The sequence below is a fragment of the Ponticoccus litoralis genome, from assembly GCF_039769985.1.
Lineage (GTDB): Bacteria > Pseudomonadota > Alphaproteobacteria > Rhodobacterales > Rhodobacteraceae > Ponticoccus > Ponticoccus litoralis.
Genome location: NZ_JBDNCH010000004.1, coordinates 425,194 through 450,379, shown reverse-complemented (window position 1 = coordinate 450,379; position 25,186 = coordinate 425,194). Strand labels below are relative to the sequence as shown.

Here is a 25,186-nt window from a genome sequence, read left to right as displayed (position 1 = left end):
TGTCTAGTCCTTTCGTCAGCCCGCGCGGGCCGCGATCAGGTCGGCGCGCAGGTTCTTCTTGCGAATTTTGCCGCTGTCCTCGCGGGGAAGCTGGTCGAACAAATGAAAGACGCGGGGGATCTTGAACCGTGCGACACGGTGCTCCAGCCCGGCGCGCAGGGTGGTCTCGTCCAGATCGGTCTCGACACAGGCGGCGATCACTTCCCCGAACTCGGCATCGGGCAGGCCAAAGACCGCAGCATCGCGCACGCCCGGAATGTCGACAAGCGCGGCTTCGATGTCATTGGGGTACACATTGACGCCGCCGCTGATGATCATATCCGTCTTGCGGTCGCGCAGGTGCAGATAGCCCTCGGCGTCCAGAAAGCCGATGTCGCCGGCGCTGACCATATCGCCCCGGCGCATCCTGTCCGCTTCTCCGGGGCGGTTGCGGTATTCAAAGGCTGGGTAATTGTCGATCTTCAGATAGATCTCGCCAACATAGCCGGTGTCACAGGGCGTGCCGTCGCGGTCGATGATCTCAAGCCGGGTCCAGGGCGTGGGGCGGCCCACGCTGCCGGGGTGATCGGGCGCTTCTTCGGGGGTGAGCACGACCCCGGGGCCGGTTTCCGATGCGCCGTAATATTCGCCAATGACCGGGCCGAACCAGTCGATCATCGCCTGGCGCACCTCTGGCGGGCAGGGGGCCGCCCCATGCACGACATGCCGCAGCGATGAAATGTCATAGGCCTCGCGCACCGCTTTCGGAAGCCGCAGCAGCCTGACCATCATTGTCGGAACCAGATGCAGATGGGTGATGGCGTGGCGCTCGATCAGCTGCAACAGCGCTTCGGCGTCGAAACGCGGCTGCAGCGTGACCAGGGCCCCGGGGGTGCGTACCGCATGCAGCGCATAGACGTTGGGGACGGAATGGTACATCGGGCCGGTGATCACGGTGCGGATCACCCGACCGGGGGCGATACCGTAAGCCAGCGCGACAACCTCGCGCACGCGGGCGGCCATCGCGCCCCGGGCCGGTTCGCGCACCACGCCCTTGGGGTTGCCGGTGGTGCCGGAGGTATAAACGATATTCGACCGCGGCGCGGCGGCGGGGCCGTCGTAAGGCGCGGCATCCGCGCACCATCTGTCCCAGTCCTGATCCGGGTTTGCGGCAACCGGGGCGAAGCCGTAGGCCTCGGCGATTTCGGGAGGCGTCGAGACCTGTCGCACCGCCACATCTGCCGAGAACCCGGGGGCGAACCGCGAAACAAGATCGGCATGGATGACAATCAGCCGCGCCCCGCTGTCCTTCAGGATATGCGCGGCCTCCTCGGCGGTCGCGTGCCAGTTGACCGGCGCGACATAGGCGCCGATCAGCGCGGCCCCCAGCATGACCTCCAGAAAAGCGACGTCGTTGCGCATGATCACCGCAACGCTGTCGCCTTCGCCAATGCCGATCGATTTCATCGCCGTGGCCGCGCGCGCCGCGCGCCGCGTCATCTCAGTTTGCGAGATCTGCCGCTCTCCGGCCAGGATCATGCCTTCGCGGGTCTGGGCATCGAGCGCCTTCATGCCTTGTCGCTCCGGTTCAGCCGCGCCATGTCGCGGCTCGCTCAGCCCGGCGATATTGTCCCCTTTGGTCAGGCTGTTGTGGGCATGGGCAAGGTGGTGCAACCCAAAGGCCATGTCCATGGCCGCGCGCTTGCCCTGAAGGTCTTCGGTGTTGTTGAACGCCTGGCGGGTCAATGTCAGTCCAAAGCCGGGCATCGAGGCAATCCGCGCAGCGACGCGCGTCGTTTCGGCCTGAAGGGCATCGCGGGCGACGACCTTGTTCACCATGCCCAGCGAATGGGCCCGCTCGGCGCCGATCGGCTCGCCCAGGAGAACCATCTCGCGGGCCACGCGGGGGAAGCTCGAAGGCATGGGCAAAGTATTCAACCCCGGGAAAGCCCATATGCAGAACCGGGTCACCAAAGCGCGCATCCTCCGACGCGATGATCAGGTCACAGACCCAGGCCAGCATGAGCCCGCCCGCGATACAGGCGCCCTGGACCATCGCGACCATCGGTTTCGGTCCTTCGCGCCAGCGGCGGCACATGCCGAGGTAGACTTCCATCTCGCGGACATATTGCATCTCGGCCCCCGGCTGGCCGACGTGATCGTGCCAATTGCTCTTGCGCTCGAAACTGACATGCGCATCGCGGCCCGGGCTGCCGATGTCATGCCCGGCCGAGAAATGCTTGCCCGCCCCGCGCAGGACGATCACCTTGATCGCCGGGTCCGCGTTCGCCTTGGCGATGGCCGCATCAAGCGCATAGGTCATCTGCGAATTCTGCGCGTTGCCGTAACGCGGGCGGTTCATGGTCAGCCAGGCTATCCCGTCGGAGGTCTCTGAAAGAACGGCGCTGTCGGTTTCATAGATGGGATCGGTCATGCGGGGCGTTCCTTATTCATCAGATGCCAGAGCATTATGGGTGTGAGACAGGCCAGCGCGGCGCTGAACAGATAGAGCGGCGGAAGGCCGGTCAGCGCGCCGCCCGGCAGGGCAAAGGCCAGCCCCGAGCAAAGGGTGGACAGGCGCAATAGGACGCCCAGGACCCCGCGGGGATAGCCGCCCAGCCCGATCAGCCAGCCCTGCGCCGCGCAGGAGATCAGGTAGACGCCGAGCAGGGCCGAGCCGAAGGTCAGCGCGACCTCCGCCGCCGGGCCGCGCATCAACAAGGCGGGGGCCACGACGAAGAAAAACGGCAGCAGATAGATCACGCCGCCCATGCGCATCGCTTCGATCCCGGTTTGCATCGGGTTGGCCTTGGCGATTGTCGCGGCGGCAAAGGCGCCGATGGCTACCGGCGGGGTGATGTAGCTGAGCATGCTCCAATACAGGATGAAGAGATGCACGGCGAGTGGCTCTAGCCCTGCCTCGATCAGCGCAGGGGCCAGTGCCACGGCCAGGAAGATATAGGCTGCGGTAACGGTCATGCCGATGCCGAGGACAAAGGCCGTCGCCGCCCCCATGAGCAAAAGCAGATAGAGGTTGCCGCCCGCAAAACCCAGCAGGTCGCTTGCGATATTGCCGATCTTGCCGGTCACAACCAGCGCACCGACGATCAGGCCGACAGCCGCGAGCAGCCCCGCCATCTCGGCAAAAAGACGGCCAACGTCTTCGAGAAAGGCGCCGAAGTCCGCCCAGCCCCAGCGATGGGCCGGCAAGATCTGATTGATCGCCAGCAGCAGGCCGGTGGCAAACCAGGGGGCCCAGGATTCACGGTTGAGCACCAGAAGCATCCAGATCAGCAGGATGAAGACAGCAAGATACCACCAGCCATCGCGCATCACGGCGCGCAGCTTGGGCAGTTCGGCTTCGGGCAGGCCAGACAGCCCCTGCCGCGCCGCCAGCGCGTCGATCTGGAAAAACAGGCCCAGGAAGTAAAGCAATGTCGGCAGGATCGCGGCCAAGGCGATGTCCTGGTAGGGGACGTTCAAAAAGGTCGCCATGACAAAGGCCGTCGCCCCCATCACCGGCGGGGCCAGCACCCCACCGGTCGAGGCACAGGCCTCGATCCCGCCCGCCGCCGCCGGGCGAATCCCGGTGCGTTTCATCGTCGGGATGGTCAAGGTTCCGGTGGTCAGGACATTGGTGATGACGCTGCCCGACATGGACCCCATCAACCCCGACGACAGGATCGCAACCTTCGCGGGGCCGCCGCGCACATGGCCGAGGGCCGCGAAGGCGAGGTCGAGGAAGAACTTTCCGCCGCCGGTCTTTTGCAGCGCCACGCCAAACACCAGAAAGCCCAGCACGAGGTTGATGAAGGCGCGCATCGGCACCCCGAGAATGCCTTCGCTGCTCATTGCATAGAACACGGTACCGTATCGCGCAGAGGCATGGAAAACCCGTTGAAGATCGCCGGAAGCCGATCCGCGACCAGCGGGTAAAGAGAAAGCGGCGCGACCACCAGGATCATGGCCGTCCCCCCGATCCGCCGCCCCGCCTCCAGGGTCAGCGCCCAAAGCAGCAGCGCCATGGTCTGCGCCAGCCCCGGCGCGCCATACTCCCAGCCCTCCATGACGATCCGTTCCGAGACGAAAGCGAAATAGCAGCCCGCGGCAAAGGCCAGTGCCGCCAGCGGCAGGTCCAGCAGGCGCCAGCGCGGCCACAGCAGAAAGGCAAAGGGCAAAAGAACCGCGATGGCGCCGTAGATGAACTGGTTCGTCAGTGGCACAAAGCCCGTCAGATTGCCCAGATTGAACGTCTGATAGGCAGAGCCCACCAGCATCAGCGCCGCCGCGACGCGCAGCAGGAAGGTGACAGAGGTCATGCGGAATTTCCCGGTTTGGCGACAGGGCGCGCCCGTGCGGACAGGCACGGGCGCGGGCGGTTTATCGGTCAGTCGAAGACAACCGGTTCACCGGCGGCCTTCAGCGCTTCGGCCCGGGCCTGCATCCAGGCCGCGCTGAAGTCCCCGTCGATGGCCCCACGGTCGAGCGCCTCCCAGGCTTCGGCCAGCACCTTCTGTCGGTCGATCAAGGCATTGTTGTGCGCCTCGACCTCATCCGTCCAAACGTTCGCCTCCTTGAAATAGCGGATCGCACCGGCGTGGTAGGGGATCACCCATTGCAGGTCCTGTACCTCAAGCGCCCAGCCGTCGGCCCCCGGTGCCGCGTCCTTGTAGCTGTCGAGGTTCTCGATCATGGCCTTCGTCAGCGCATAGGCTTCGTCTTCATCCTGTGCAGCCGTGGTCACGAGGAAGGGGTAGGGATAGCCTGCCCCTTCAAAGCTGTCGCCCTCGGCCAGACCGGAGGCCTGTGTCACGACCCGTTTCGCGATATAGGGGGCCGTGGCCTTCAGCCGCGCCCAGCCTTCGCTGTCGTCATGGGGCAGGGGGATCCAGTGGATCCCGTGATTGCTAGAGGCAAGCTGCGCAGAATTGGGTGTGAGGGTCGTGGCAAAGGCGACATCGGACTGACCGTTGATGACGCCTTCCCAACTTGCCGAAAAGCCGGAGTATTCAACCGTTTCCACATCGTCGCGGGTGAGGTCGCCAAAGGCCAGCACAGAGTTCAGCGGCACATTGAGAGAGGCCGCGGCGCGCACGGAGGGCACCCGTTTGCCGCGCAGGTCGGCGGCGGTCTCGATGCCTGCATCGCCGCGTGTGGCGAAACCGACGCCCGATCCGTCGATCTTGGCCAGGATCATGCGAAGCGGTTGCGGCCCCCAGTCTTCGCCGGCAAATTCAGTGACGCCTTCGGTGCTGAAATAGGCCGCAACCCCGCACATGCAGTAGCCCGCCGCGCCCATCTTCAGGGGGGTCAGGCGGGCCACGTCGTTCTGACCCGGCAGAACAGCAACCCGCGTCCCGGTTTTCTCTTTGAGCATGTTTCCCACCGCGATGGCCTGGGCATAGCCCGAACTGTCGGTGGGGTAGGCCATCCATTTCATCTGGGCCGGCAGCCCCTCGGACAGAGACGGGCCTGCCAGTGCGGCAAGCGCGCCGCCCAAGAGCATGGTTCTCTTGATCATTTTATTCCTCCTCTAGCGACGAGCTCCCCCGTCATGAAAAACCTATGACGGTGCATTCGCGTATGGTACTGACTGATTTGGCATGAGGGGCATAGATCTATTGCATGGCAAAATGGAACGGCTACCTTGATTTCCTCACCATCGCCGAGGCTGGCAGCATCACCGCAGCCGCGCGCCGCCTTGGGCAGACTCAGCCCACGCTAAGCCGGCGCCTAAGCCAGCTGGAGGCGGAGTTGGGCGTGCAGCTCATGGCCCGGACGCCCGCCGGGCTTTCGCCCACGCCCGCAGGCGAGCAGATGCTGGAGACGCTGCAAAAGGTTCGGGAACATCTCGAACAGATGGAGCGGAAGTTGCACCACAGCGACGTGGCGCTGAAAGGGGCGGTGCGGATCACGGTGACCGAAACACTGGGTATCCAGTGGCTGGCCCCGTTGATGGGTGAATTCTACGAAGCCTATCCGAATATTCGCGTTGAACTGGTCATCGACAACGCGATGATCAACCTGCTCAGCCGCGAAGCCCATATCGCCATTCGGCTGCTGCGTGCCGGTCCAGCCGGACTTGATCACCAAACAGGTGGGTCACCTGGATATCTCCCTGTTCGCCGCGCGGGGCTATGCCGATCGCTATGGGCTGCCGCGCACCGCAGAAGAGGCCCGGCGCCATCGCGCGGTCGGGCTGCTGGGGATCACCCCCACGGCGGTCTTGACCGACAAGCTGTTCTCGGCGGACCGGCATGTCTTCTTGTCCAACAGCCTGCTTGCAGTGCAGCAGACCATTCACGCCGGCATGGGCATTGGCCCGGTGGTCAACCGGATCGGAAACTCCGATGACAGGCTGGTTCCCTGTCTGCCGGAGGCGCGGCTGCGCAAGGAGATCTGGCTGACGGCGGTTCCCGAAATCAGGGAGAATGCACGGTATCGGGCGGTTTTCGACTTTCTGGAACAGCAGTTGAAAGCGTAAGCCCGCCACGGTTGGCAGCGACATTGACCGGGCCAAGGGGAAAGCACCGCTTCAGGGTCGGCTTTCTCGCCGAAGGACCGGCGCCAGCCGGTCGCGGTGTCGTTCCACTCAGGACTTGCACGGGCAATTCCAGCGGGGTTCAGCGCCGGGAAGGGGGCTGACGTCGACGTTGGAGCAGGCGCTGCGAACAACGCCTGCCGGACGGATTTGCAGCAAGGGTGGAGGCTGGGTCTAGACTGCCTCGATCATCATTGGGCCGGCGAGGATCAGGGCGACGAGATCGGTCTGCCGGTTCGTGCCCGTCTTCTGGAAAAGGTTGCGCATGTGAAAGGCGATGGTGGTCTGGGAGACGCCCAGCTCGACCGCGGCATCCGCCGGGCGTGCACCGGAGGCAAGGGCGGCGGCGACCCGGGTTTCGGTGGGCGTCAGCCCGAAGAGATCGGCCAGCAGCGGCGCCGAGATCCGCCGCTGCCGGGCCGGGGGCGACAGGAACACGGCGACATGGGGCTGGGTCTCCGGGGTTCCGAAGGTCTTGGGCAGGGGGCAGACCAGCGCCGAGGCGGTCAGGGCGTCTTCGGCGCGCTCAAGCATCACCCCGGTCAGCTTTCCCAGTGCCGGCGCGGGCCGCAGCCAGCGCCTCGGTTATCGCGTCGCGCAGCGCGCGGTCGCCGGGGGTATCGGTCGCGCCGACGGCCCCCTGCTGCAGGGTCACGAACTCGGCCGCGTCGATCATGCTGCGCGCCGCGCAATTGGCATGAAGCACGCGCCCGCCGCCGTCCAACAGCACGACCCCCAGCGCGATCAGGTCCAGCGCGCGTTCGGCGCCGTCCTGCGACAGGGCGGACAGCGTCTGGCGCAGGCGGGCGATCTCACCGCCGTCGCTTTCGCGGATGCGCGCGACCTGGCGCAGCCGGGCGGCGACCGTGGCCAGCATGAGGTCGTAGTCGACCGGTTTCACGAGGTAATCGTCAGCGCCCATGAGCTTGCCCTCGACCATGTCGCGCGGCTCGGACAGCGCGGTCAGAAAGACGAAGGGCGTTGCGGCAAGCTCTGGCCGGTCCGCGCGCAGCGCCGATAGCAGCCCGTAACCGTCGAGTTCCGGCATGGTGATGTCGCAGAGCACCAGATCGGGGGCCGCATCCGCAAGCAGTGCCAGCGCCGCCGCGCCGTCGGCGGCGGCAAGGGTGCGGTAACCGGCCTCTTGCAGCTCCTCGACGATATCGGCACGCAACGCGGCCTCGTCCTCGACCACAAGAACTAGGGCGGGGGCGGTCATGGCGTGGCACCTTCGGCCTGCGGCAGCGTCAGGCGGAAGACCGTCTGGCCGCCGCCCGGCAGCAGCACGAGGTCGCCGCCCTGCATCCGTGCCAGCGTGCGGGCGATGAACAGCCCCACGCCGGTGCCGGGCGCGCCGGTGCTGTTGGCGCCACGGAAGTTGCGCTCGAAAAGACGGGCGCGGTCCGACGGCGGGATGGGCGGGCCGCCATTCGCGACCTCGCAGTGCAGGCTCTGGCACTGCAGGTCCAGCGTGACCGATATCTCAGAGCCGCCGGGCGCATAGGTCACGGCATTCGAGACCAGGTTCTTCAGCACCTGTTCGACGTAAGCCGGGTCACAGAGCGCCTGAGCGTGGTTGCGCACGATCACGCGGATGCGTGCGTCGGGGGTGGCCTCGCGCTGTTCGTCGCAGACCTCGGCGAGGATCGGCGCGAGATCGCAGCGTTCGCGCCGGGTGCCGACCTCTCCGGCTTCGATCCGCGCGGCGTCGAGCGTGCTTTCGACCAGCCGCGTCAGTCCTGAAATGGCGCCGCGCGCGCGGGTGGCGCGGTCGGTTATCTCCTGCGCATCCGCACGATTGCCGCGCCGGATCAGCCGTTGCAGGGCGGAATCGGCAATCGCCAGCGGCGTGCGGAACTGATGCGAGATCATTGCGGCGAAGTTCCGATAGAGATCGGCGGCAGATCGTTCGCGGCTGAGCGCGTCATCCAGCTCGCGCGTGCGCTCGACGACCAGCTGTTCCAGCCGCTCGCGCGATTCGGCGTCCCGGCGCTCGGTACCGCATGGCGGTCGCTGGCGTCCTGCATGAACACAATCGCGCCGACGATGCCGGTCTCGTCGCGCATCGGGAAGGCCCGCAGATCGACGTGGATCGGCGCCTCTGCGTCATTGCGGAACAGGGGGCGCAGCTGCAGGTGTCCCGGCGTTCCGGCCAGCGCTTCGGCCAGCCTTTCGCGGACAGTGGCCGCGGCGAAGAAGCCCGCCACCTCGGACAGCGCGCGCCCGACGGCCTGCTGCGCCGACTGTCCCACCAGATGGGCCATCGCTTCGTTCCACAATGTGCAGCGCCCGGAGGCATCGATTGCGGCGATGCCCTCGCCGCTTGACGCGATCAGCAGCCCCGAGAAATCGCGTTCGCGCCGCAGCATCCGGTTGTGTTGGCGCGATTTGCGCAGGGCAAGCACAAGGGCCGCTGTCAGTACCGCACCTGCGGCCATGACCCCGATCAGCGCGAGGATGGTTTTCCGCAACTGTCCGCGATAGCTTTCCAGCCGCCCGCCGAGTTCGTCCCATTCCGCAATCATGGTCTTGTTGGCGGCTTTCGAGAAAAAGGCCGGAAAAGGAGCCAGCGCCGCTTGCAGGCTGGCCGGGGTCATCTGCAGCGGTGCGAGTGTGTCGAGTTGCGCGGTCAACTGGTTCAGTTCCTCGCCAAGGCCGATGTGTTCGACGAAGCGGCGCTGTGGGCCGTCGTTCAAAAGCGCGACCCGACTGCGCAGGATATCAAGATGCAGGGCGATGTCGGCCTCCTGCGCCCTGCCCAGCTCGGCCAGCAGGGCGGTTTCCTTCAGGCGCCGGGCCGCCGCCTCGCTTTCGTGCATGACCCAAAGCATGTTCTGTTCGGCGTCGACGCGCATGTCGGACTCGATCCGGACCATCCGTTGCAGCGAGACGGTCAACAGCAGCGCGAATACGATCACGGTAACGAGCGGCAGTGCCAGCCAAGGAGCAGAGCCACCCGGGCGCGTCATCGGACCTCGAGCCCGGAAAGCTGCCAGACCCAGCGGTAGTCGAAGCGGATATCCTGCAATTCGCTGTGATCGTCGCGGGGGTAGACGATCCAGAGCGGACCCTTGTCGGCCCGTTCGAGCGGTTTGCCGTCCATCTCATAGGCGACGACCACGTCGTAGTTGTGGAAATCCGAGATGGGAATGTCGACGATGTATTCGTTGAGCGCCGTGGCCGTCACGGTTTCACCCCGCGCCTCGACCTTTTCCAGCAGGTCGCGCATCAGAAAGCCGGTAAAAAGATGCGTTCCGTCTGTCACCACCGTCGAGGTTTCCAGCCCGGCCTGCGGCAGGCTGCGCAGCGCTTCCAGATCGAACCCCACGGTGCCCCCGGCAATGGCCCCGGTGATGCGCAGGGTTGGCGGGGCATCGCCAGCCGCAAGCAGGCTTGTCGCAAGGCAGATCGCTATCCGGCTTCGCATGTAGATCTCCGGCTTCCAAAGTCCGTTTCGCAGCGCGTAGTTAATCAGCAAAAGTAATATTGAACAAATAATCGTGCCGCCCCGTGCAAACGAACGGGGCGCCGCTGGAACCGCCCCTGTAGTTTTCCGTCGAATGCAGGGGATCGGGGGCAGGATGCACATTCCGGGACGGTTGGGCGCCGCAAAAGCGGCCTGTGCCGCGACGGTCTGCACCGGCAAATGCAAGAGATTACGCCCGGCATCGATCGGGTCATGAAATTTTAAAAGGACTTTTCAATGTGGGATTTTAGCATAGGCGGTGCGCTGGGGATGATGGGGCGCACGCTTCCATTCATCCTTATGCGCATCGCCGTCTATTTCGGCATCGCGCTGGGGTATATCCTTCTGACCGGAACGGGGGCCGGCATCGGTTGGGGCGTCGGCGGTTTCGGGGACGAGGAATTCCGCGCCACGACGACGATGTGGGGCGGGTTCGCCGGTTTCGGCGTCTTCGGGGCACTCATGTACTGGGCGCGCGAATACATCCTCTATATCGTCAAGGCGGGTCATATCGCGGTTCTGGTCGAGATGATCGACGGCCAGCCATTGCCCGAGGGGCGCGGCCAGATCGGCCATGCCACCGCGGTGGTCAAGGCGCGGTTTCCGCAGGCCAGCCTGTTGTTCCTGATGGATCAGCTGGTCAAGGGGGTGATCCGTGCGATTTCGGGGCTGGCACGCGGCCTGCTGACCGTGCTGCCGGTGCCGGGCGCGCAGCAACTGGCGGCGATCCTGTCGGCCTTCCTGCGCGTCGCGGTCGGGTTCGTGGACGAGGTGATCCTCGCCCACGCGATCCGCACGCGGTCGGACAATGCCTGGGGGTCGGCGCGCGAGGCGCTGGTGCTGTACGGGCAGAACTGGAAGGTGATGCTGAAGAACGCGGCCTGGCTGGCGATTATCGTCTATGGGCTGGGCTTTCTGGTGTTCCTGCTCATGCTCGCACCGGCGGCGCTTGTGGTCTACCTGATGCCCGGGGCCTGGGCTGCCGGGGGCGTGGTGTTTGCGTTGCTCTTCGCCTGGGCGGTCAAGGCCGCGCTGCTCGAACCTTTCGCAATTGCCTGCATGATGCAGGTCTTCTTCCGCACCATAGAAGGCCAGCAGCCCAACCCCGAATGGGACGCTCGGCTTGAACAGATGTCGGGCAAGTTTCGCAAGCTGAAGGAGCGCGCCCTTGGCGCGGGCGGGCAGACGGCGCCCGGGATGTCTCCGCGCCCAGCGGTTTAGGAAGGGGCGCGGACGATCCCATGCGTTTCCTCGGTTTCGCCATGGTCGGGGAGGGGGCGCATCGCTGGCTGCCGCCGAAAGCCCTGTCACCGGCCAAGGGTTCGAGGGCAGGGCAAGGGCGGCAGCGCATGTCCAATGCATGTCGCGGCGCGTAGCCCGTCCATGTCATGGGCTGGCCGGCTCGCGCAGGGCGGCCAGCGCTGCCCTGGCCTGACGTCATCCACGGCCCGCCGGGTCCCCTGAGCCAGTGCAACCTGAACGCAGCAGCCCGCAGGCCACCACGCAGAGCGTCAGCCCGCCGCATCAAGGCGCGCGCGCGCCAGGCGGTCGGCTCGGGGTCCTGCTCTGCAAGGCCGTTGACCAGGAAGGTCGCGCGCTCGGCTATGTAGCTTTGCACTTCGCGCACCCAATGCTCGGCGTTGGGGTCCATCGCGATGATCTCCTCCACCGCCTGTGGCAAATGCGTCAGGGTCGCCTTGCAAAGCACGTCGACGCGCCGCAGCGCGGCTGTGGGGTTCAGGCCGCAGAGTGCGGCCTCGCGCTGCCAGTGGCGTCCCTTGAAGTAATCGCCTTCCCACTTCGTCGCGAGCGACATCGCCTGCTTGCTGGTGATGCCGGGCCAGAGCTTGGCGCACATCACGTCATAGATCGGCGCCAGCCCGGCGCCGGTGGCCGTGACCATGACCGAATAGTTCTTCGCATGGGCGTCGGTATTGCAGGTGATGGCGTTGAAAATCACGTAGTCGAAGATCGAAAGCACCCCGCGGAGCGGATCGAGCCTGCGCATCACGCCGACAATATCGCGGACCATGGGGCCCCGCTGCCCGGCCTCGTTGCGTTCATATTTCGCGCTCGGCAGGCGGCCCAGGGCCTGGCACATGTCTTCCTGGTGCAGGCGGCGCCAACTGTCGCCCTGCTGACGGCGGTCGTAGCGCTTCACCAGAAGATAGCGGCGCGCGCCGGCGCGCCCCACGCGCACCTCCGGTGCGGAGAGGCCGATGAGCGCCGCCAGGCGCAGGCACAGCGCCTCGTTATAGACCCCGCCAGTGCAGGGGCGCGGCATCCGGCTTCAGGATCCAGGTCGACGGCGCGCCCTCGACCGGGATCGAGATCGCCCCGTCAGCATCGACATGCACGCCGATCTTGGACTGGACGCCGGCCAGTGACATGGAGACACCGTCTTCGCCGACGAGGAAGGGTTTCTTCGGCAGTTCCTGGATGATCCGCTCAAGCGCCGCCTCGTCGGGCACCGCCCGAGTGGTCATTCGCGCGAAGCCGCGCTCGGCAAAGGACATTGCTCCGGAGGTATCCCGCCCGATGCTGGCCAGCAGCGCGAGGGGGTCGGCCTGCGAGGCGCCGGTGGCGCGAGCCACCATTTCGAGCTGCTGGCTTTCCGGCAGAAGGTTTGCCACCCAGGGCAGCACCTCGCCCGCGCCATGGCGCGCAACCGCCAGAGGCATCCTTGTCGACACCGGGAAGGCGCCCCGGGTCCTCTGCCAGTCGGCGTTGTAGGTCAGCGTTGCCGCACCGTCCTCGCCGGGCGCGATTTCGGCCACTTCGCGGCTTTCGTAGAAGACCTTCACCTCAGTCCTCCAGTGGCGGCAAATCGTCGGGCAGATCCTCGGGGATCATGTCGGGCGGATCACTGTCTTGCGGCGTGTTCGACGCGTGCTCGACCATCGGCACGATGCCGAGGAAGCGCGCAATCATCAGGGCCGGGCCGATCCTCAACGTCGGTTTCCCGTTTTCCATGTCCACGATGTAGCGCCGGCCCACGCCGGTCGCGCTGGCCACATCCTCCTGGCGCAGCCCCTGTGCCTTGCGCCTGGCGCGGACCATCCGTCCGAAACGGCGCGCATCTTCGGCACCGGGCAGATCCGGGTGCGATATGGCGGACGGTTGATCGTCGTTGCGCATGGCAACACCTCGACGGATTGGACAGGGGGTGATGTTCCTGATCGGTAACATAGGGTGCTGTGGACCCGATGCAAGGCTATATGTTCCCGGTCGGGAACATTTTTACGAAGGAGATGTGAACCCCTTGAAAAGATACCGATCGGTAACATCGTGGTGGCGAGGGGCGCGGGAAGCTGACCGCCGCTTCCCGCACCCCCGTCGCCCGGCGACCGGAATACAGGCTGACCCGACGGGGCCGGACGCGGGAAGCTGACATGCCACCGTCAGGCGGACAGAGGGGACGGGCGATGGTCCGAACGACAAGACGCCGCCGACGAGCCGAGCGCGGCAAAATCAGCGCCAGCGGCTGGCGTCTTCGACGCCACCGGCCCTTAGCCGCCGTTCACACGACGTTGAGACCAAGTTGCCCCAGAAGGTCACCCGCCTGCCGTTTGGAAATGATGGCGCCTTTGAAGCGGCGCGCGTCTGTCAGCCTGACCCCTCCCAGATCGGCGCCCCGAAGGTCCGCCCCCTGAAATCGACAATCGGCAATATTTGCCTCCCTCAGCGAGCAGTCAACGAAAACCGCTTCCCGGAAGTCGCATTGCCGTAGATCCGCATCGCTGAAATCAATCCCGAGCAGCTGTGCCTTGCGAAACGAGAATTTTGGCAGCAGGCCCAGGACCAGGAGAGTGTCCGCGAATGTCACATCCAGGGCGCGCACTTCGCTGAGGTTGATCCCGGTCATCTTGCATTTGGTGAATTGAACTGTGGACAATCTGGCGCCCAAGAAATTGGTATTTCCGAAATCTCCGCCATCCACGGCGGTATCTGACAATGTAGACCCTGCGAAACTGGCGGCGGGGGCCCGGCAATTGACGAACGTTACATCTTCCAGTCGGGCGCCCGTCAGACTCGATTTGGACAGGTTGCATTTCTCGAACCGCCAGTTGACGATATCAAGCTGGCTCATGTCGAGGCCTTCGAAGTTGCAGTTCCTGAAAACAACGCCCTTGGCCTCTTGGGCGAGACGTTCGAGTTCGGTCCGGGTCGGGGTTCCGTCTTCGAAGAGGGTTTCGGTATTCATGTCAGCATTCTCCACATCGCGATTCAAATGGGCCGTTTGCACAGCGCAGGATCGCTGCCTTCCCTTGGCGGAATCGCATCTGTTTTATATTCCGTGCCAGAGGGTTGAGCGCTTTCTCGGCATGAGAGAGTAGGGATGCTCTGCGACTGGGGGCTCCGGTCACGCCGGTAGCCGCAAACCCATTTTCGCCATGGGATGCGGGGGCACTGTCGGCGGTTGAGTTTCCGAAGGTCTTTTGCACGGCATTGGATCGGGAGATTTCCCCGGTGCAGTTGATCAAGTGTCCGCCGATGTTCTTGCCGCGCCGGTCGCGATCGGCAAACGGGCTTTCAATGGGGTCCGAGTTGGCCAATTCATCGCAGTTGGCCAAAAGGCGTCGAATGAAAGGCTGGTCGATCCGAGCGTCAGGGGTGGTCTTGCCGCCGGACAACCCGAGCGTGCTTTTTGATTTCGTGGCAGTGTCGCTATCGTTCGGCAGCGCCCGGTGGCAATGTCGATCCACCCCATCAGGCGATGCGTGTCTTCCGGGGTCGCAAGCGGTATGCACGATATGCATCGTTAACCTCTAATTGGATTGTTTAGGGGTCTTAGACGCGCGGATCGCGCGCCCTCGTTCGTCGGGCTCGAAGTCGGAACCGGATGCATGCGAACGGACGGTTTTTCTAACAGGACGGGTGCCCGGATGCAATGTGGACCGGCTGCTTTCGCCGTGCCGCCGCTCTTTCTGGCCGGCGCGCGCGGCGCGGCATTGGCGCAATCCACATCGGCCTTCCCGAGGCTGGCAGGGCCCCCGGTCGAGGCTGGCTCATGCCCCTTCTTGAATCAGTCCTTGACAGATCGATCAGTAAAGTGAGAGAAATTTCACCAACTGCAAGATTCGTCAGATTCGTCAAATCCGACAATCTCTGCGGTCGGGAGGAGCGGGCCGCATGGCCCCAATGATCCAACAAGGGAGGAGAAGACTATGCCAACCAAAAGACAATTTCTGGCGACAACATTTCTGGCTGTGACGTTGACCGCGACCGCGGGATGGGCCCAGGACGGCAAGCGGATTGCTTTCTTCGTTTCGGACCTGTCAAACGTGTTCCACCAGTCGCAGGCTGTCGAGGCGCAGCGCTACGGCAAGGAGAAATACGGCGCCGAAGTGGTGGTGTTCGACGGGCAGGCCGACAGTGCCGTGATGACCCAGAATATTGACCAGGTGCTGGCCGGCGGGTTCGACGGGGCGACGCTTCACATCTGGGACGCCGAAGCGGCGACCCCGGGCATCGAGGACGCGCTGGCCGAGAAGGTTGTCATGACCTCGTTTTTCAACCCCATCGGCGACACGGGCATTCCCACCGCGCGCAGCAACGAAGCCGAGGTGTCCTTCGAGATGGGCGCGCAGATGGCCAAGGCCTGGCAGGAGGCGCATCCCGACAAGCCCGTCGTCATGGTGCAGCTCGGCTGGCCGAACCACACCGAGGTCAACTCGGGCCGGACCGAGCCCTTTGTCGAGGGCGTGCTGTCCGTCGCACCGGATGCCACCAACCTGGGCGCGCTTGATGCCAGCCAGGGCCAGGAGGCCGCGAAGCAGATCGTCGTCGACCTGCTGACCCAGCGTCCCGAAGTCAACCTGATCTATTCCGAGGCGTCGAACCTGACGGTCGGAACCATGGCGGGGCTGGCGCAGCTGGGTCGCGGCAAGTTCGAGGACGGCAAGCCCCTTACCGAGATCGTGGCCAGCGTCGATTTCGACAGCGTCGAGTTCGACCAGGTCTACGACCCGAATTCCAGCCTCAAGGTCTCGATGGGCCTGCCGCCGGTGGAAACCGCGCGCGGACGTGTCGACCTGGTGATGGATGTCCTGAACGAAGACGTTGCCATGACATCCGACCCGGCTGAGGAATTCTTCTACAAGGCGTATACGATCTCTTACTGGACGATGCCCGAGGAAGAGGCGCAGAGCTGGCTGGACACGCAGTTCGGCAACTAAGGCTGCCGGGGGCGGCCGTTCGGGGGCGACACATCCCCCGGGCGGCCGCCGCCGCATCGTCGGGGATGACATCCCCGGCATCTTGTACCGCTCGACCAGGGAGACGACATTTGTCTGTTCAACCGCACCCATCCGCCCTGTCAGTCACCGGGCTGACCAAGGACTATCCCGGTGTCCGGGCCGTGGATGACGTGACCTTCGCGATCGAAAAAGGGGCCGTGCATTGCCTGATGGGCGAAAACGGCGCCGGTAAATCCACCCTCGTCAAGATGATCACCGGCGCCTTGATGCCGACCCGGGGAGAGATGTCGGTCGCGGGGCGCAGCCACTGCCCGAAAAACACGCAGGAGGCGCGCGATAACGGCATTGCCACGCTGTTCCAGGAACTGAACGTCGTCGACGAGCTGACCGTTCTGGAAAACCTCACCCTGGGTATGGAGCGCAGCCGCTTCGGCATCCTGATGAACTCCGGGGTCGAGGCCCAGGCGATGCAGACCCTTTCGGTGATCGAGCCTGCCATCGACCCCGCGGCGCGGGTGTCTTCGCTCAGCGTGGCGCAGAAGCAGATCGTGGAAATAGCGCGGGCGGCCTCGTCCGGGGCCGATATCATCATCATGGACGAACCCACCGCGGCGCTGTCCGAACGCGAGGTAGAGCGCCTATTCGGCGTCATCCGTCGGTTGCGCGAGGGGGTGACGGTGATCTACATCTCGCACAAGCTGGAGGAAATCTTCGCGCTTGGCGATCACGTCACCGTCCTGCGCGACGGAAGGCATATCCGCACCTGCCCTCTGTCCGAGATTGACGGGCGCGCGCATCTGATCGAGCTGATGATCGGACGCTCGGTGCTGCACGACTACCATCCCCGGGACACGGTCGGGCAGGAGCCGATCCTTGTCGCCGAGGGGCTGAACAACAGGTTGCTCAAGAACGTCTCTTTCGACGTGAAGAAAGGCGAGATCGTCGGGTTCTACGGTCTTGTGGGTGCCGGAAAGACCGAGATCGCGCGCGCACTCTTCGGGGCTGACAAGTTCAGTGGCCGGGTCTGCTTCAAGGGCCGCGAGATCGGCGGGTCACCGAAAAAGGCGATTGCGGCGGGGGTCGCCCTGGTGCCCGAAGAGCGGCGCACCCAGGGCTTGTTCACTGCGCTGACGATCCGCGAAAACGTCTCGGTGATGAACCTGGGCAAGCTGTCGAAAGGCGGCGTGTTCCAGCCGCAGGTCGAACGCGCGGCAGCCGAGGAATACGTCGACCGGCTCAGGATCGCGACGCATTCCATCGAGAAGCATGTCGAGAAACTCTCGGGCGGCAACCAGCAGAAGGTGGTCTTTGCCAAGTGCCTTTTCGCCGATGCCGAGCTTCTGCTGCTGGACGAACCGACGCGCGGCGTCGATGTCGGCGCCAAATCCGAGATCTATGACATCATCCGCGACCTCGCCGACGCGGGCAATGCGGTGGCGGTCTTCTCCTCGGAACTCGAAGAGGTGCTGGGGCTTTGCGACCGGGTCTTCCTGTTGTTCGACGGCGCCGTGCAGGACGAAATCGTCAACGGGCCAGAGGTCGATGTCGCGCATATTCTCAATGTCGTGACCGGCGGGCAGGAAGGAGCGGTGCAATGACAATGGCAAAGATCTCGACAGGTGGCGACGGCGGGACGCAGCCCCGTGCGCGAAGGCCGCTGAGCGACGAGGCCCTGATTACCTCCATGGTGGCCTGCGCCGCCGCGGTGCTCTTCGTGCTGGCCGCGCTGCTGGTGCCGAATTTCCACCAGCCGCTCAACGTGCTCAACCTTGTCACCAACAACTGGCCGGTGATTTCCCCGGGCATCGGCGTCACCTTCCTGCTGGTGTCGGGCAACTTCGACCTGTCGGTCGGCGGCATCGTGGCGCTGTCCGGTGTACTGGCGGTCTGGTTCGCGCAATCGGTACCGAGGGCGGCAATGCGCTTTCGTCCGGGTGGGGGATGCCGACCTGGCTGGCGATGGGCTGCGCGCTGTTGGGCGCCCTGTCGATCGGCGCGCTGAACGCGCTTTTCGTGGTGCGCCTGCGCATCCCCTCCATCATCGTCACGCTGGGCACGATGATGCTGGCGCGGGGGATCGCCCAGGTCATCACCCAGGGCTCTCAGCGCAATACCAACCTGCCGGCGGATTTCGGGTTTCTGGGCAATCTTTCGGTGATCGGAAACTCGGTCAAGCTTCCGGTGGTGGTCATGGCGGTCCTGCTTCTGGTGGCGATCTTCATCGAGCGGCGCACGGTCTTCGGCCGGCTGACCTTCTGGACCGGAGCCAATCCCGTGGCCGCGCGCCTGTCGGGGATCGACCGGGCACGGCACGTGACCCTGCTTTACCTGCTCAGCGCCGGTGTCGCGGGGATCGTGGGCATCCTGCTCGCCTCGGAATTCAAGTCGGGCTTTTCCAACCGCGGCCTGCTGATGGAGTTCGACGCGCTGGTTATCGCCCTTCTGGGCGGGGTCGCCATCGCTGGCGGGTTCGGATCGGTGATCGGCATGTTCTTCGGGGCCATCATCCTGGCCATCGTCACCTCTGCCGCGACCGGGCTGGTGCTGTCGCCGGACTGGCAGTTCATTCTCAAGGCGCTGGCGGTCTTTCTGGCCATCGTCGCGCAGTCATGGGCCCTGGCCCGCAGGAACAAGTGAAGCAGATGACAGATCTTTCCAACCATCCGCCTTCGTCGCGCCCGCTACGCGCAGGGTTTTCCGGGTTCCTGCGCACCTATTACATCTACTTCGTTCTGGTGGCCGTGGTCGCAGTGCTGAGCCTTGCCAATCTCGATCAGTTCGCGCTGTTCGAACGGGGCAACTTCCTCAACAAGCGCAATATCTTCAACATCCTGCGCGTTTCGGCGCCGCTGCTGATGCTTGCCGGGGCCTTCACGCTGCTGATGGTCTCGGGCTATATCGACCTGTCGGTCGGCAGCACCATGAGCCTGAGCGCGGTGGTCTATGCGCTTCTGGCGATCAACGGTGTGCCCTTCCTGGCGTGTTTCGGCCTGACAGTGCTTGCCGGCATCGGGCTGGGCGCGGTGAACGGTTTCCTCGTCGTGCGGCTGAAGATAACGCCGGTGATCGCCACGCTGATCACGCTGAGCCTGTTCAAGGGTATCGCGCTGCTGCTGGTGCAGGACGGGGTCTCCGCGATCAAGTCGATCGGAGAGCAGCGCATGCCCGGCTGGTTCAACGACTACGAGCCGCGATGCGGTGCTGCTTGGCCTGCCGATGGCCTTCTGGGTGGCGGTCGGCGTGACGCTGGCGCTGATCTTCGCGCAGAACAGGACGCTTCTGGGCAAGTATGCCGCGGCGACCGGCGGCAACCCGGTGGCGGCCAGGCTATCGGGGATCAACACCAGCCGCGTGGTCTTTGGCCTTTACATGCTGGTCGGTGCAGTACCGCAGCCCTTGCCGGTATCGCCCGGTCCAGCTTCATGTCGCTTGGCGATCCGCTTTCCGGCGACGGGATGGAACTGAGCGCCATCCTTGTGGTGCTGATCGGCGGAACCGCCTTCAGCGGCGGGGAGGGGCGCGTGCTGCGGTCTTTCGTGGGGGCGCTTATCATCATGGCCTTGACCGTCGGAATGCTGACCCTGGTGCCGGCCTATTACCAGACGCTGGTGATCGGCGCCGCGCTCTTGGCGGCGGCGGCATCCAATCACCTTATCAGCCGCAAGGAGGGCATGGCATGACCGTTCCCAACGCCGATCCCGAGCTGTACCGGCTGATCGCCCAGGTCTTGACGCTGCATTACAAGGACGATCTGCCGCAATCCGAAATCGCAAATCAGCTGGGCCTGTCCTCGGCCAAGGTGAACCGTCTGATCAAGCGCGGCCGCGCGCTTGGCATGATCAAGATCACCATCGAAAGCCCGTTCCTGCACCAGATCGAACTGGAACGCGCCCTGTGCGAGAAATGGAGCCTGAAGAAGGCCATCGTGGTCCCGACCGTGGACGGCAACCCGGGCATGACGCTCGACCAGGTGGGGGCGGCGGTGGCGCGGCTGCTGACCGACACGCTGCGCGACAGCGACACGATCGCCATATCCGGCGGCAAAACGCTGAGCGCGCTGATCCAGAACCTCACCGGCGATCATGACTTCGATGTCGAGGTGGTGCCGATGACCGGCTGCGTGCAGGGCCACCACTATACCGACGTCAACCACATCGCCACCGAGCTTGCCAACCGCCTGTCTGGCCATGCCACGCTGATCCACGCGCCGCTGCACGCCGAAACGCCAGAGGAGCGCGCGCTGATCATGGCGATGAGATCGGTGCGCGACGTGATGGAAATCGTGCGCGTCGCCGATGTGGCGGTATTCGGGCTGGGCGCCGTAATCGGCACGGATTCGACCTATTACGACGCCCACCCCGTCAGCCCGGACGAACGGGCGAGGTTGTACGACCAGGGCGTGCGCGGCGAGCTTCTGGGTCACCTGATCGACCGCGCGGGCCAGCTTTCGGACAATGCGCTGAATTCGCGCCTGGTGGCCCTGCCGCCCGACGAGCTTGCCAAGATCCCCGTCCGCATCGGCACCGCCACCGGCCCCGACAAGGTCGAGCCGGTCACCGCGGCGCTGAATGGCGGATATCTCAATTACCTCGTGACGGACGAAGACACCGCCGCCGCGATCCTTGACCAGGAGGTTCAGAAAATTGCTTGAAACCAATGTAGACCAGATCACCCGCGAGATCGGAAAATCGGGCATCCGGGCCTCGGCTGTCGGGCTGGGAACCTGGGCCATCGGCGGCTGGATGTGGGGCGGCACCGATGAGTCCCGTTCGATCCGCGCCGTGCAGGCCTCGATCGATGCCGGCATCACGCTGATCGACACCGCGCCGATGTATGGCTCGGGCGTTGCCGAGGAAATCGTCGGCAAGGCGCTCAAGGGGCGGCGCGACAAGGTCGTTCTGGCCACCAAATGCGGGCTTGTCTGGCACACGCGGAAGGGCAACCATTTCTTCGATACTGGCGACACGCCGGTGCATCGCTACCTTGGCAGGGATGCGATCATCTACGAGGTGGAACAAAGCCTGAAACGCCTCGGCACCGATGTCATCGACCACTACATCACGCATTGGCAGGATCCGACAACGCCGATCGACGAAACCATGGAGGCGCTGGAGAGCCTCAGGGCGGCTGGCAAGATCCGCTCCATCGGGGCCAGCAATACCGCGCCCGAGGACATTCGCGCCTATGTCGCCGCGGGTCAGCTGGATGCGGTGCAGGAGGAATACTCGATGGTAAAGCGCGACATCGAGCAAAGCCACCTGCCGCTGTGCCGCGACCACGGGGTATCGGTGCTCAGCTATTCCTCGCTCGCGCTCGGGCTGCTCAGCGGCAAGATGGGGCCGGACCGCGTCTTCGAGGGCGACGACCTGCGCAGGAACAACCCGCGCTTCTCGCAGGTGAACCGCGAAAAGGTTGCGCGCCTGATGGCCCAGATCGACCCCGTCGCCGAAACGCATGGCGCGACGCGGGCCCAGATCGTCATCGCCTGGACCCTGCACCAGCCGGGGATCACCTTCTCGCTCTGCGGGGCGCGTGACGAAAGGCAGGCAGCGGAGAACGCTGCGGCGGGCCGAATCCGGCTGTCGCAGGACGAACTGGCCTGCATCAGCGGCGCGGTGGACACCCACCTGACCAACCTAGACGGCTGACCTCAGCCACATCCGAAACGCGTGAACGCCGGCCCTGCCGCCGGCGAAAGGGGAAGCCATGTCCGCAAGGCGGTCCGAGCAATGGTCCGGGGTGGAAAGCGACAGCGCGTTCGACGTGCTGGTCGTCGGCGGTGGCGTCAACGGCATCGGCGTGTACCGCGATCTGGCGATGCAGGGGCTGCGCGTGCTTCTGGTCGAGCGCGAGGATTTCGCCTCGGGGTGCAGCGCGGCGCCTTCGCGGATGATCCACGGCGGCTTGCGCTACCTGGAGAACGGCGAGTTCGACCTGGTGCGCGAGTCGTTGCGCGAGCGCGATCTGCTGTTGGCCAACGCTCCGCACATGGTGCGCCCACTGCCGACGCTGATCCCCATTTCCTCGGTCTTTTCCGGGTTGCTCAACGGCGCGGCAAGCTTTCTGGGCCGGTCTGGAAAACCGGCGAACCGCGGTGCCCTGCCGATCAAGCTGGGGCTTTCCCTGTACGACTGGGTGACGCGCAAGCGGCGCATCATGCCGCGCCACAGGTTCAACTCCGGGCGCGGAACGCGCCAGCGCTGGCCGGACCTGACACCCGAGGCGCGCTTCTCGGCTGTCTATTACGACGCCTGGATCAGCCATCCCGAACGGCTCTGCGTCGAGATGCTGAGGGATGTGGCGCGGGATCATTCGCAGGCGGTGGCGCTGAACTATGCCGAAATCGCCAGCACGGGCAGCGGCTTCGAGCTCAGGTGCACCCGAACCGGTGCCCGCCGCCCGGTGCAGGCCCGCGCCATCGTCAATGCCACCGGCGCCTGGCTTGACGCCACCGCCGAAAGCCTCGGCAAGCCTGCGGGCGAACGGATGGTCTCGGGCACCAAGGGGTCGCATCTGATCCTCGACAACGCGGCGCTCCATGCCGCGCTGGACGGTCATCTCGTCTATTTTGAGAACGCCGACGGGCGCATCTGCATCGTCTTTCCCTACCTGGGGCAGGTCTTGGCGGGTTCCACCGACATCCGGGTCGCTGAAACCACGAAGGTCCGCTGCGAAGATGCCGAGCGCGACTATATCCTGGCCTCGCTGCGGCTGGTCTTTCCCGAGATTGCCGTCACCGCCGAAGAGGTGGTCTTCAGCTACAGCGGCATCCGCCCGCTGCCGAAAAGCGATCACGATTTTACCGGGCGGATCTCGCGGGGGCATTTCGTCCGGCGGCTGCCGGGGACGTCGCCGCAATTCTGCATGGTGGGCGGCAAGTGGACGACCTTCCGCGCCTTTGCAGAGCAGACCGCCGATGCGGTGCTGGCCGAGCTTGGCCGCCCGAGACTGTGCGACACCGCCGGGTGCAAGATCGGCGGCGGCGTAGAGTTCCCCGCCACGGCGGTCGACGTCGCGAACCAGCTGACAAAGCGGTTCGCAATAGACGCGCCCCGCGCGGCCCACCTTGCCGACCACTACGGCTGCCAGGCCTTCGATGTGATGGCCTTCTGTGCCGCGCAGGGCGACGATGCGCCGCTGGCCCGCGATTTGCCGCACAGCACCGCCGAGGTCGACTGGCTGATCGCCAACGAATTCGTGGAAACCCTGTCCGATATCGTCCTGCGCCGCACCTCGCTGGCGATCACCGGCAGGATCAGTGCCGATATCATCGCGCATATTGCCGAAAGGCTGGCGAAGGCCCGCGGCCTGACGGCGGAGCAGATCGCCCGGCAGACCGCCGCACTTATCGAAACCCTGTCCGACTATCACGGCGTCACGCCGGAAGTCCTGAAACACCGCAATCACGAACGGAGAGACAAATGCGCCTGAGCCCCAAAGCCAGAATGAACCGGATGTTTACCAATGGCGGCTGCCTCGATGTGGCCATCGATCACGGTGTCTGCAACGAACCCAGTTTCCTCAACGGGCTGGAGGACATGCCCAGGGTGATGGACGCGCTGATCGCGGCGCGCCCGGATGCCATCCAATGCGCCTACGGTCAGGCGGACCTGCTGCAATCGCGTCCCGAAAAGGACAAGCCCGCGCTGGTGATGCGCATCGACATGGGCAACCCCTACAACGATCAGCGCCACCGCGTGATGTGGTCGATGCTGCAGAACGCCGACGAACCCATCATCGGCGCGCTGGAAATGGATGCGGCCTGCGTCGTCGTGAACCTGTTCATGCTGCCCGACGAGCCGGAGCTGTTCCGCCAATGCGTCGAGAACATCTCGCGCGTGCGCGCAGCCTGCAGCAAGTACGGGATGCCGCTGATGATCGAACCGCTTGTCATGCTGCCCAACGACGTGCGCGGCGGCTACCAGGTCGACGGCGACGCCGAGAAGATCGTGACGCTGACGCGACTGGCCTCGGAAATGGGCGCCGATATCATCAAGGCAGACCCGACCGACGACGCGGAAGACTTCCACCGTGTCGTCGAGGCCGCCCGCGTGCCGGTGCTGGTGCGCGGCGGGGGCAAGGCCGATCTGAAGGCGGTGCTGGAGAAATCCGCGGCGCTGATGGCCCAGGGGGCCAAGGGGATGGTCTATGGCCGCAACATCTATCAGCACGACAACCCCGGGGCCGTGGTTGCCGCGCTGATGGCGCAGATCCACCAAGGCGCCAGCGGCGAAGAAGCCTGGGAGATCTACAATGGCGGCTGAGGCGGGCGAATACCTTTTGGGGTTGGACGCGGGCAATACGATCATCAAGGCAGTGCTCTTCGACCTCGAAGGCCGCCAGGTGGCGATGCACGCGCTCGACGGGCAATCCGCCACCCCCGCGCCGGGGCATGTGGAACGCGACCTCGACGAGCTGTGGCGCAACGCGGGCACCGCGATCTCGACCTGTATCGCGCGCGCGGGGATCGACCCGGGCCAGATTGTCGCCGTCGGCTGCGCGGGCCATGGCAACGGGCTTTATCTTCTGGACGCCGGGGGCGCGCCGCTGGTGGGCATCCAGTCGCTCGACAGCCGGGCGGCGGATCTGGCTGCGGAACTGGCCGCCACCTCGGGCGATGCGCTGCACGCTTTGTGCCTTCAGAAACCCTGGCCGTCGCAGACGCCGGTTCTGCTGGCCTGGATCAAGCGGCATCGCCCCGATATCTATGACCGCGCCAAGACCCTTTTGCTGTGCAAGGATGTCCTGACCTACAAGCTGACCGGAGAACGGGTCAGCGAGTATTCGGACATGTCGGGCTGCGGGCTGACGCGGATGCCGGACTGCGCCTATGACGACGCGCTTCTGGCGCTCTACGGGTTGGAGGACGCGCGCCCGCTGCTGCCCCGGCTGATCGACCCGGCCGAGATTGCCGGGCGGATCACGCCCGAGGCCGCCGCCGTCACCGGGCTGGCCGCGGGCACGCCGGTCATCGGCGGCTATTTCGACGTGGTGTCCAGC

Annotated in this window: 24 protein-coding genes and 4 pseudogenes; 13 read left to right on the top strand and 15 right to left on the bottom strand. The window is 65.0% G+C overall.

All coding sequences use genetic code 11. The features are described 5' to 3' along the window. Positions 1-15: 15 nt before the first annotated feature. The 5 genes and pseudogenes from ABFB10_RS22785 to ABFB10_RS22765 all read right to left on the bottom strand — a co-directional run bounded on the left by ABFB10_RS22785 (position 16) and on the right by ABFB10_RS22765 (position 5,500). Positions 16-1,902, bottom strand: coding sequence for an AMP-binding protein (locus ABFB10_RS22785; RefSeq protein ID WP_347168487.1), 1,887 nt, complete (start codon positions 1,900-1,902; stop codon positions 16-18). A gap of 82 nt (positions 1,903-1,984) precedes the next feature. Then, positions 1,985-2,341, bottom strand: a pseudogene (locus ABFB10_RS22780) (enoyl-CoA hydratase-related protein); the annotation flags it as partial. 68 nt (positions 2,342-2,409) lie between these two features. Next, positions 2,410-3,843, bottom strand: coding sequence for a TRAP transporter permease (locus ABFB10_RS22775; RefSeq protein ID WP_347168486.1), 1,434 nt, complete (start codon positions 3,841-3,843; stop codon positions 2,410-2,412). Continuing rightward, the gene (locus tag ABFB10_RS22770) at positions 3,828-4,298 is read right to left on the bottom strand and encodes a hypothetical protein (RefSeq protein ID WP_347168485.1); all 471 of its coding nucleotides are present in this window, start codon (positions 4,296-4,298) and stop codon (positions 3,828-3,830) included. Before ABFB10_RS22770 ends, ABFB10_RS22775 begins: the two co-directional genes overlap by 16 nt. Positions 4,299-4,366: 68 nt before the next feature. Next, positions 4,367-5,500, bottom strand: coding sequence for a TAXI family TRAP transporter solute-binding subunit (locus ABFB10_RS22765; protein ID WP_347168484.1), 1,134 nt, complete (start codon positions 5,498-5,500; stop codon positions 4,367-4,369). Between the two features lie 104 nt (positions 5,501-5,604). Between ABFB10_RS22765 and ABFB10_RS24430 the strand changes: the two are divergent. Next, positions 5,605-6,012: pseudogene (locus ABFB10_RS24430) on the top strand (LysR family transcriptional regulator); the annotation flags it as partial. Positions 6,013-6,061: 49 nt separating this feature from the next. Next, complete coding sequence (locus ABFB10_RS22755; RefSeq protein WP_347168482.1) at positions 6,062-6,463, top strand: type 2 periplasmic-binding domain-containing protein; 402 nt, start codon at positions 6,062-6,064, stop codon at positions 6,461-6,463. Between the two features lie 231 nt (positions 6,464-6,694). On the opposite strand, the gene ABFB10_RS22750 is transcribed toward ABFB10_RS22755, so the two are convergent. Genes ABFB10_RS22750 through ABFB10_RS22730 form a run of 5 tightly spaced genes read right to left on the bottom strand, consistent with a single transcriptional unit; the run spans position 6,695 to position 9,947 of the window. Beyond that, positions 6,695-7,054, bottom strand: coding sequence for a helix-turn-helix transcriptional regulator (locus tag ABFB10_RS22750; protein ID WP_347168481.1), 360 nt, complete (start codon positions 7,052-7,054; stop codon positions 6,695-6,697). Next, entirely contained in the window at positions 7,047-7,739 is a 693-nt protein-coding gene (locus ABFB10_RS22745; protein ID WP_347168480.1) for a response regulator transcription factor, read from the bottom strand. The genes ABFB10_RS22750 and ABFB10_RS22745 overlap by 8 nt, the downstream gene beginning before the upstream one ends. Beyond that, on the bottom strand, positions 7,736-8,392 hold the full coding sequence (locus tag ABFB10_RS22740; protein ID WP_347168479.1) for a sensor histidine kinase: 657 nt from the start codon (positions 8,390-8,392) through the stop codon (positions 7,736-7,738). The genes ABFB10_RS22745 and ABFB10_RS22740 overlap by 4 nt, the downstream gene beginning before the upstream one ends. Then, positions 8,389-9,489, bottom strand: a complete 1,101-nt coding sequence (locus ABFB10_RS22735; protein WP_347168478.1) for a PAS domain-containing protein — start codon at positions 9,487-9,489, stop codon at positions 8,389-8,391. The genes ABFB10_RS22740 and ABFB10_RS22735 overlap by 4 nt, the downstream gene beginning before the upstream one ends. After that, positions 9,486-9,947, bottom strand: a complete 462-nt coding sequence (locus ABFB10_RS22730; protein ID WP_347168477.1) for a putative pterin-binding protein — start codon at positions 9,945-9,947, stop codon at positions 9,486-9,488. Before ABFB10_RS22730 ends, ABFB10_RS22735 begins: the two co-directional genes overlap by 4 nt. 276 nt (positions 9,948-10,223) lie before the next feature. Between ABFB10_RS22730 and ABFB10_RS22725 the strand changes: the two genes are divergently transcribed. Then, positions 10,224-11,207, top strand: a complete 984-nt coding sequence (locus ABFB10_RS22725; protein WP_347168476.1) for a hypothetical protein — start codon at positions 10,224-10,226, stop codon at positions 11,205-11,207. Between the two features lie 529 nt (positions 11,208-11,736). Here the strand turns inward: ABFB10_RS22725 and ABFB10_RS22720 are convergent. From ABFB10_RS22720 to ABFB10_RS22700, 5 genes and pseudogenes are all read right to left on the bottom strand, one after another. Next, a pseudogene (locus ABFB10_RS22720) lies at positions 11,737-12,270 on the bottom strand (HipA domain-containing protein); the annotation flags it as partial. Continuing rightward, complete coding sequence (locus tag ABFB10_RS22715; protein ID WP_347168475.1) at positions 12,239-12,790, bottom strand: HipA N-terminal domain-containing protein; 552 nt, start codon at positions 12,788-12,790, stop codon at positions 12,239-12,241. The pseudogene ABFB10_RS22720 and the gene ABFB10_RS22715, both read right to left, overlap by 32 nt. 1 nt (position 12,791) lies before the next feature. Then, positions 12,792-13,124 carry a helix-turn-helix transcriptional regulator gene (locus ABFB10_RS22710; RefSeq protein WP_347168474.1) on the bottom strand — a complete coding sequence of 111 codons (333 nt, stop codon included), beginning with the start codon at positions 13,122-13,124 and terminating at the stop codon, positions 12,792-12,794. A 382-nt stretch (positions 13,125-13,506) separates the two neighbouring features. Then, positions 13,507-14,190: a pentapeptide repeat-containing protein gene (locus ABFB10_RS22705; RefSeq protein WP_347168473.1), complete on the bottom strand. Its 684-nt coding sequence runs from the start codon at positions 14,188-14,190 to the stop codon at positions 13,507-13,509. 1 nt (position 14,191) lies between these two features. After that, a complete protein-coding gene (locus ABFB10_RS22700) occupies positions 14,192-14,746 on the bottom strand; it encodes a hypothetical protein (protein WP_347168472.1) in 555 nt (184 codons plus the stop codon). Positions 14,747-15,154: 408 nt separating this feature from the next. Here ABFB10_RS22700 and ABFB10_RS22695 point away from each other — a divergent pair, with 408 nt between their 5' ends. The 10 genes and pseudogenes from ABFB10_RS22695 to ABFB10_RS22650 all read left to right on the top strand — a co-directional run. Beyond that, a complete protein-coding gene (locus tag ABFB10_RS22695; RefSeq protein ID WP_347168471.1) occupies positions 15,155-16,165 on the top strand; it encodes a sugar ABC transporter substrate-binding protein in 1,011 nt (336 codons plus the stop codon). Positions 16,166-16,275: 110 nt separating this feature from the next. Further along, positions 16,276-17,784, top strand: coding sequence for a sugar ABC transporter ATP-binding protein (locus ABFB10_RS22690; protein ID WP_347168470.1), 1,509 nt, complete (start codon positions 16,276-16,278; stop codon positions 17,782-17,784). Continuing rightward, positions 17,781-18,188 (top strand): hypothetical protein, encoded by a 408-nt coding sequence (locus ABFB10_RS22685; protein WP_347168469.1) that lies wholly within the window; start codon positions 17,781-17,783, stop codon positions 18,186-18,188. The genes ABFB10_RS22690 and ABFB10_RS22685 overlap by 4 nt, the downstream gene beginning before the upstream one ends. Further along, on the top strand, positions 18,128-18,823 hold the full coding sequence (locus tag ABFB10_RS22680) for an ABC transporter permease (RefSeq protein ID WP_347168468.1): 696 nt from the start codon (positions 18,128-18,130) through the stop codon (positions 18,821-18,823). Before ABFB10_RS22685 ends, ABFB10_RS22680 begins: the two co-directional genes overlap by 61 nt. 5 nt (positions 18,824-18,828) lie before the next feature. Then, complete coding sequence (locus ABFB10_RS22675) at positions 18,829-19,866, top strand: ABC transporter permease (protein ID WP_347168467.1); 1,038 nt, start codon at positions 18,829-18,831, stop codon at positions 19,864-19,866. Next, positions 19,863-20,837, top strand: a complete 975-nt coding sequence (locus ABFB10_RS22670) for a sugar-binding transcriptional regulator (protein ID WP_347168466.1) — start codon at positions 19,863-19,865, stop codon at positions 20,835-20,837. Before ABFB10_RS22675 ends, ABFB10_RS22670 begins: the two co-directional genes overlap by 4 nt. Then, positions 20,830-21,834 carry an aldo/keto reductase gene (locus ABFB10_RS22665; RefSeq protein ID WP_347168465.1) on the top strand — a complete coding sequence of 335 codons (1,005 nt, stop codon included), beginning with the start codon at positions 20,830-20,832 and terminating at the stop codon, positions 21,832-21,834. Before ABFB10_RS22670 ends, ABFB10_RS22665 begins: the two co-directional genes overlap by 8 nt. A gap of 58 nt (positions 21,835-21,892) precedes the next feature. Beyond that, positions 21,893-23,617 (top strand): glycerol-3-phosphate dehydrogenase/oxidase, encoded by a 1,725-nt coding sequence (locus tag ABFB10_RS22660; protein ID WP_347168464.1) that lies wholly within the window; start codon positions 21,893-21,895, stop codon positions 23,615-23,617. A gap of 14 nt (positions 23,618-23,631) precedes the next feature. Further along, positions 23,632-24,450, top strand: a complete 819-nt coding sequence (locus tag ABFB10_RS22655; protein WP_347168463.1) for a class I fructose-bisphosphate aldolase — start codon at positions 23,632-23,634, stop codon at positions 24,448-24,450. Beyond that, positions 24,440-25,135: pseudogene (locus tag ABFB10_RS22650) on the top strand (FGGY family carbohydrate kinase); the annotation flags it as partial. The gene ABFB10_RS22655 and the pseudogene ABFB10_RS22650, both read left to right, overlap by 11 nt. Positions 25,136-25,186 lie beyond the last annotated feature (51 nt).

Coding starts and splice junctions, on each gene's coding strand:
- ABFB10_RS22785 (WP_347168487.1), bottom strand. CDS start 1,902: ATGCCTTCGAGCTTCCCCCGCGTGGCCCGCGAGATGGTTCTCCTGGGC.
- ABFB10_RS22770 (WP_347168485.1), bottom strand. CDS start 4,298: ATGACCTCTGTCACCTTCCTGCTGCGCGTCGCGGCGGCGCTGATGCTG.
- ABFB10_RS22765 (WP_347168484.1), bottom strand. CDS start 5,500: ATGATCAAGAGAACCATGCTCTTGGGCGGCGCGCTTGCCGCACTGGCA.
- ABFB10_RS22750 (WP_347168481.1), bottom strand. CDS start 7,054: ATGCTTGAGCGCGCCGAAGACGCCCTGACCGCCTCGGCGCTGGTCTGC.
- ABFB10_RS22745 (WP_347168480.1), bottom strand. CDS start 7,739: ATGACCGCCCCCGCCCTAGTTCTTGTGGTCGAGGACGAGGCCGCGTTG.
- ABFB10_RS22740 (WP_347168479.1), bottom strand. CDS start 8,392: ATGATCTCGCATCAGTTCCGCACGCCGCTGGCGATTGCCGATTCCGCC.
- ABFB10_RS22735 (WP_347168478.1), bottom strand. CDS start 9,489: ATGACGCGCCCGGGTGGCTCTGCTCCTTGGCTGGCACTGCCGCTCGTT.
- ABFB10_RS22730 (WP_347168477.1), bottom strand. CDS start 9,947: ATGCGAAGCCGGATAGCGATCTGCCTTGCGACAAGCCTGCTTGCGGCT.
- ABFB10_RS22725 (WP_347168476.1), top strand. CDS start 10,224: ATGTGGGATTTTAGCATAGGCGGTGCGCTGGGGATGATGGGGCGCACG.
- ABFB10_RS22710 (WP_347168474.1), bottom strand. CDS start 13,124: ATGCGCAACGACGATCAACCGTCCGCCATATCGCACCCGGATCTGCCC.
- ABFB10_RS22705 (WP_347168473.1), bottom strand. CDS start 14,190: ATGAATACCGAAACCCTCTTCGAAGACGGAACCCCGACCCGGACCGAA.
- ABFB10_RS22700 (WP_347168472.1), bottom strand. CDS start 14,746: ATGCATATCGTGCATACCGCTTGCGACCCCGGAAGACACGCATCGCCT.
- ABFB10_RS22695 (WP_347168471.1), top strand. CDS start 15,155: ATGCCAACCAAAAGACAATTTCTGGCGACAACATTTCTGGCTGTGACG.
- ABFB10_RS22685 (WP_347168469.1), top strand. CDS start 17,781: ATGACAATGGCAAAGATCTCGACAGGTGGCGACGGCGGGACGCAGCCC.
- ABFB10_RS22680 (WP_347168468.1), top strand. CDS start 18,128: ATGCCGACCTGGCTGGCGATGGGCTGCGCGCTGTTGGGCGCCCTGTCG.
- ABFB10_RS22675 (WP_347168467.1), top strand. CDS start 18,829: ATGACAGATCTTTCCAACCATCCGCCTTCGTCGCGCCCGCTACGCGCA.
- ABFB10_RS22670 (WP_347168466.1), top strand. CDS start 19,863: ATGACCGTTCCCAACGCCGATCCCGAGCTGTACCGGCTGATCGCCCAG.
- ABFB10_RS22660 (WP_347168464.1), top strand. CDS start 21,893: ATGTCCGCAAGGCGGTCCGAGCAATGGTCCGGGGTGGAAAGCGACAGC.
- ABFB10_RS22655 (WP_347168463.1), top strand. CDS start 23,632: ATGAACCGGATGTTTACCAATGGCGGCTGCCTCGATGTGGCCATCGAT.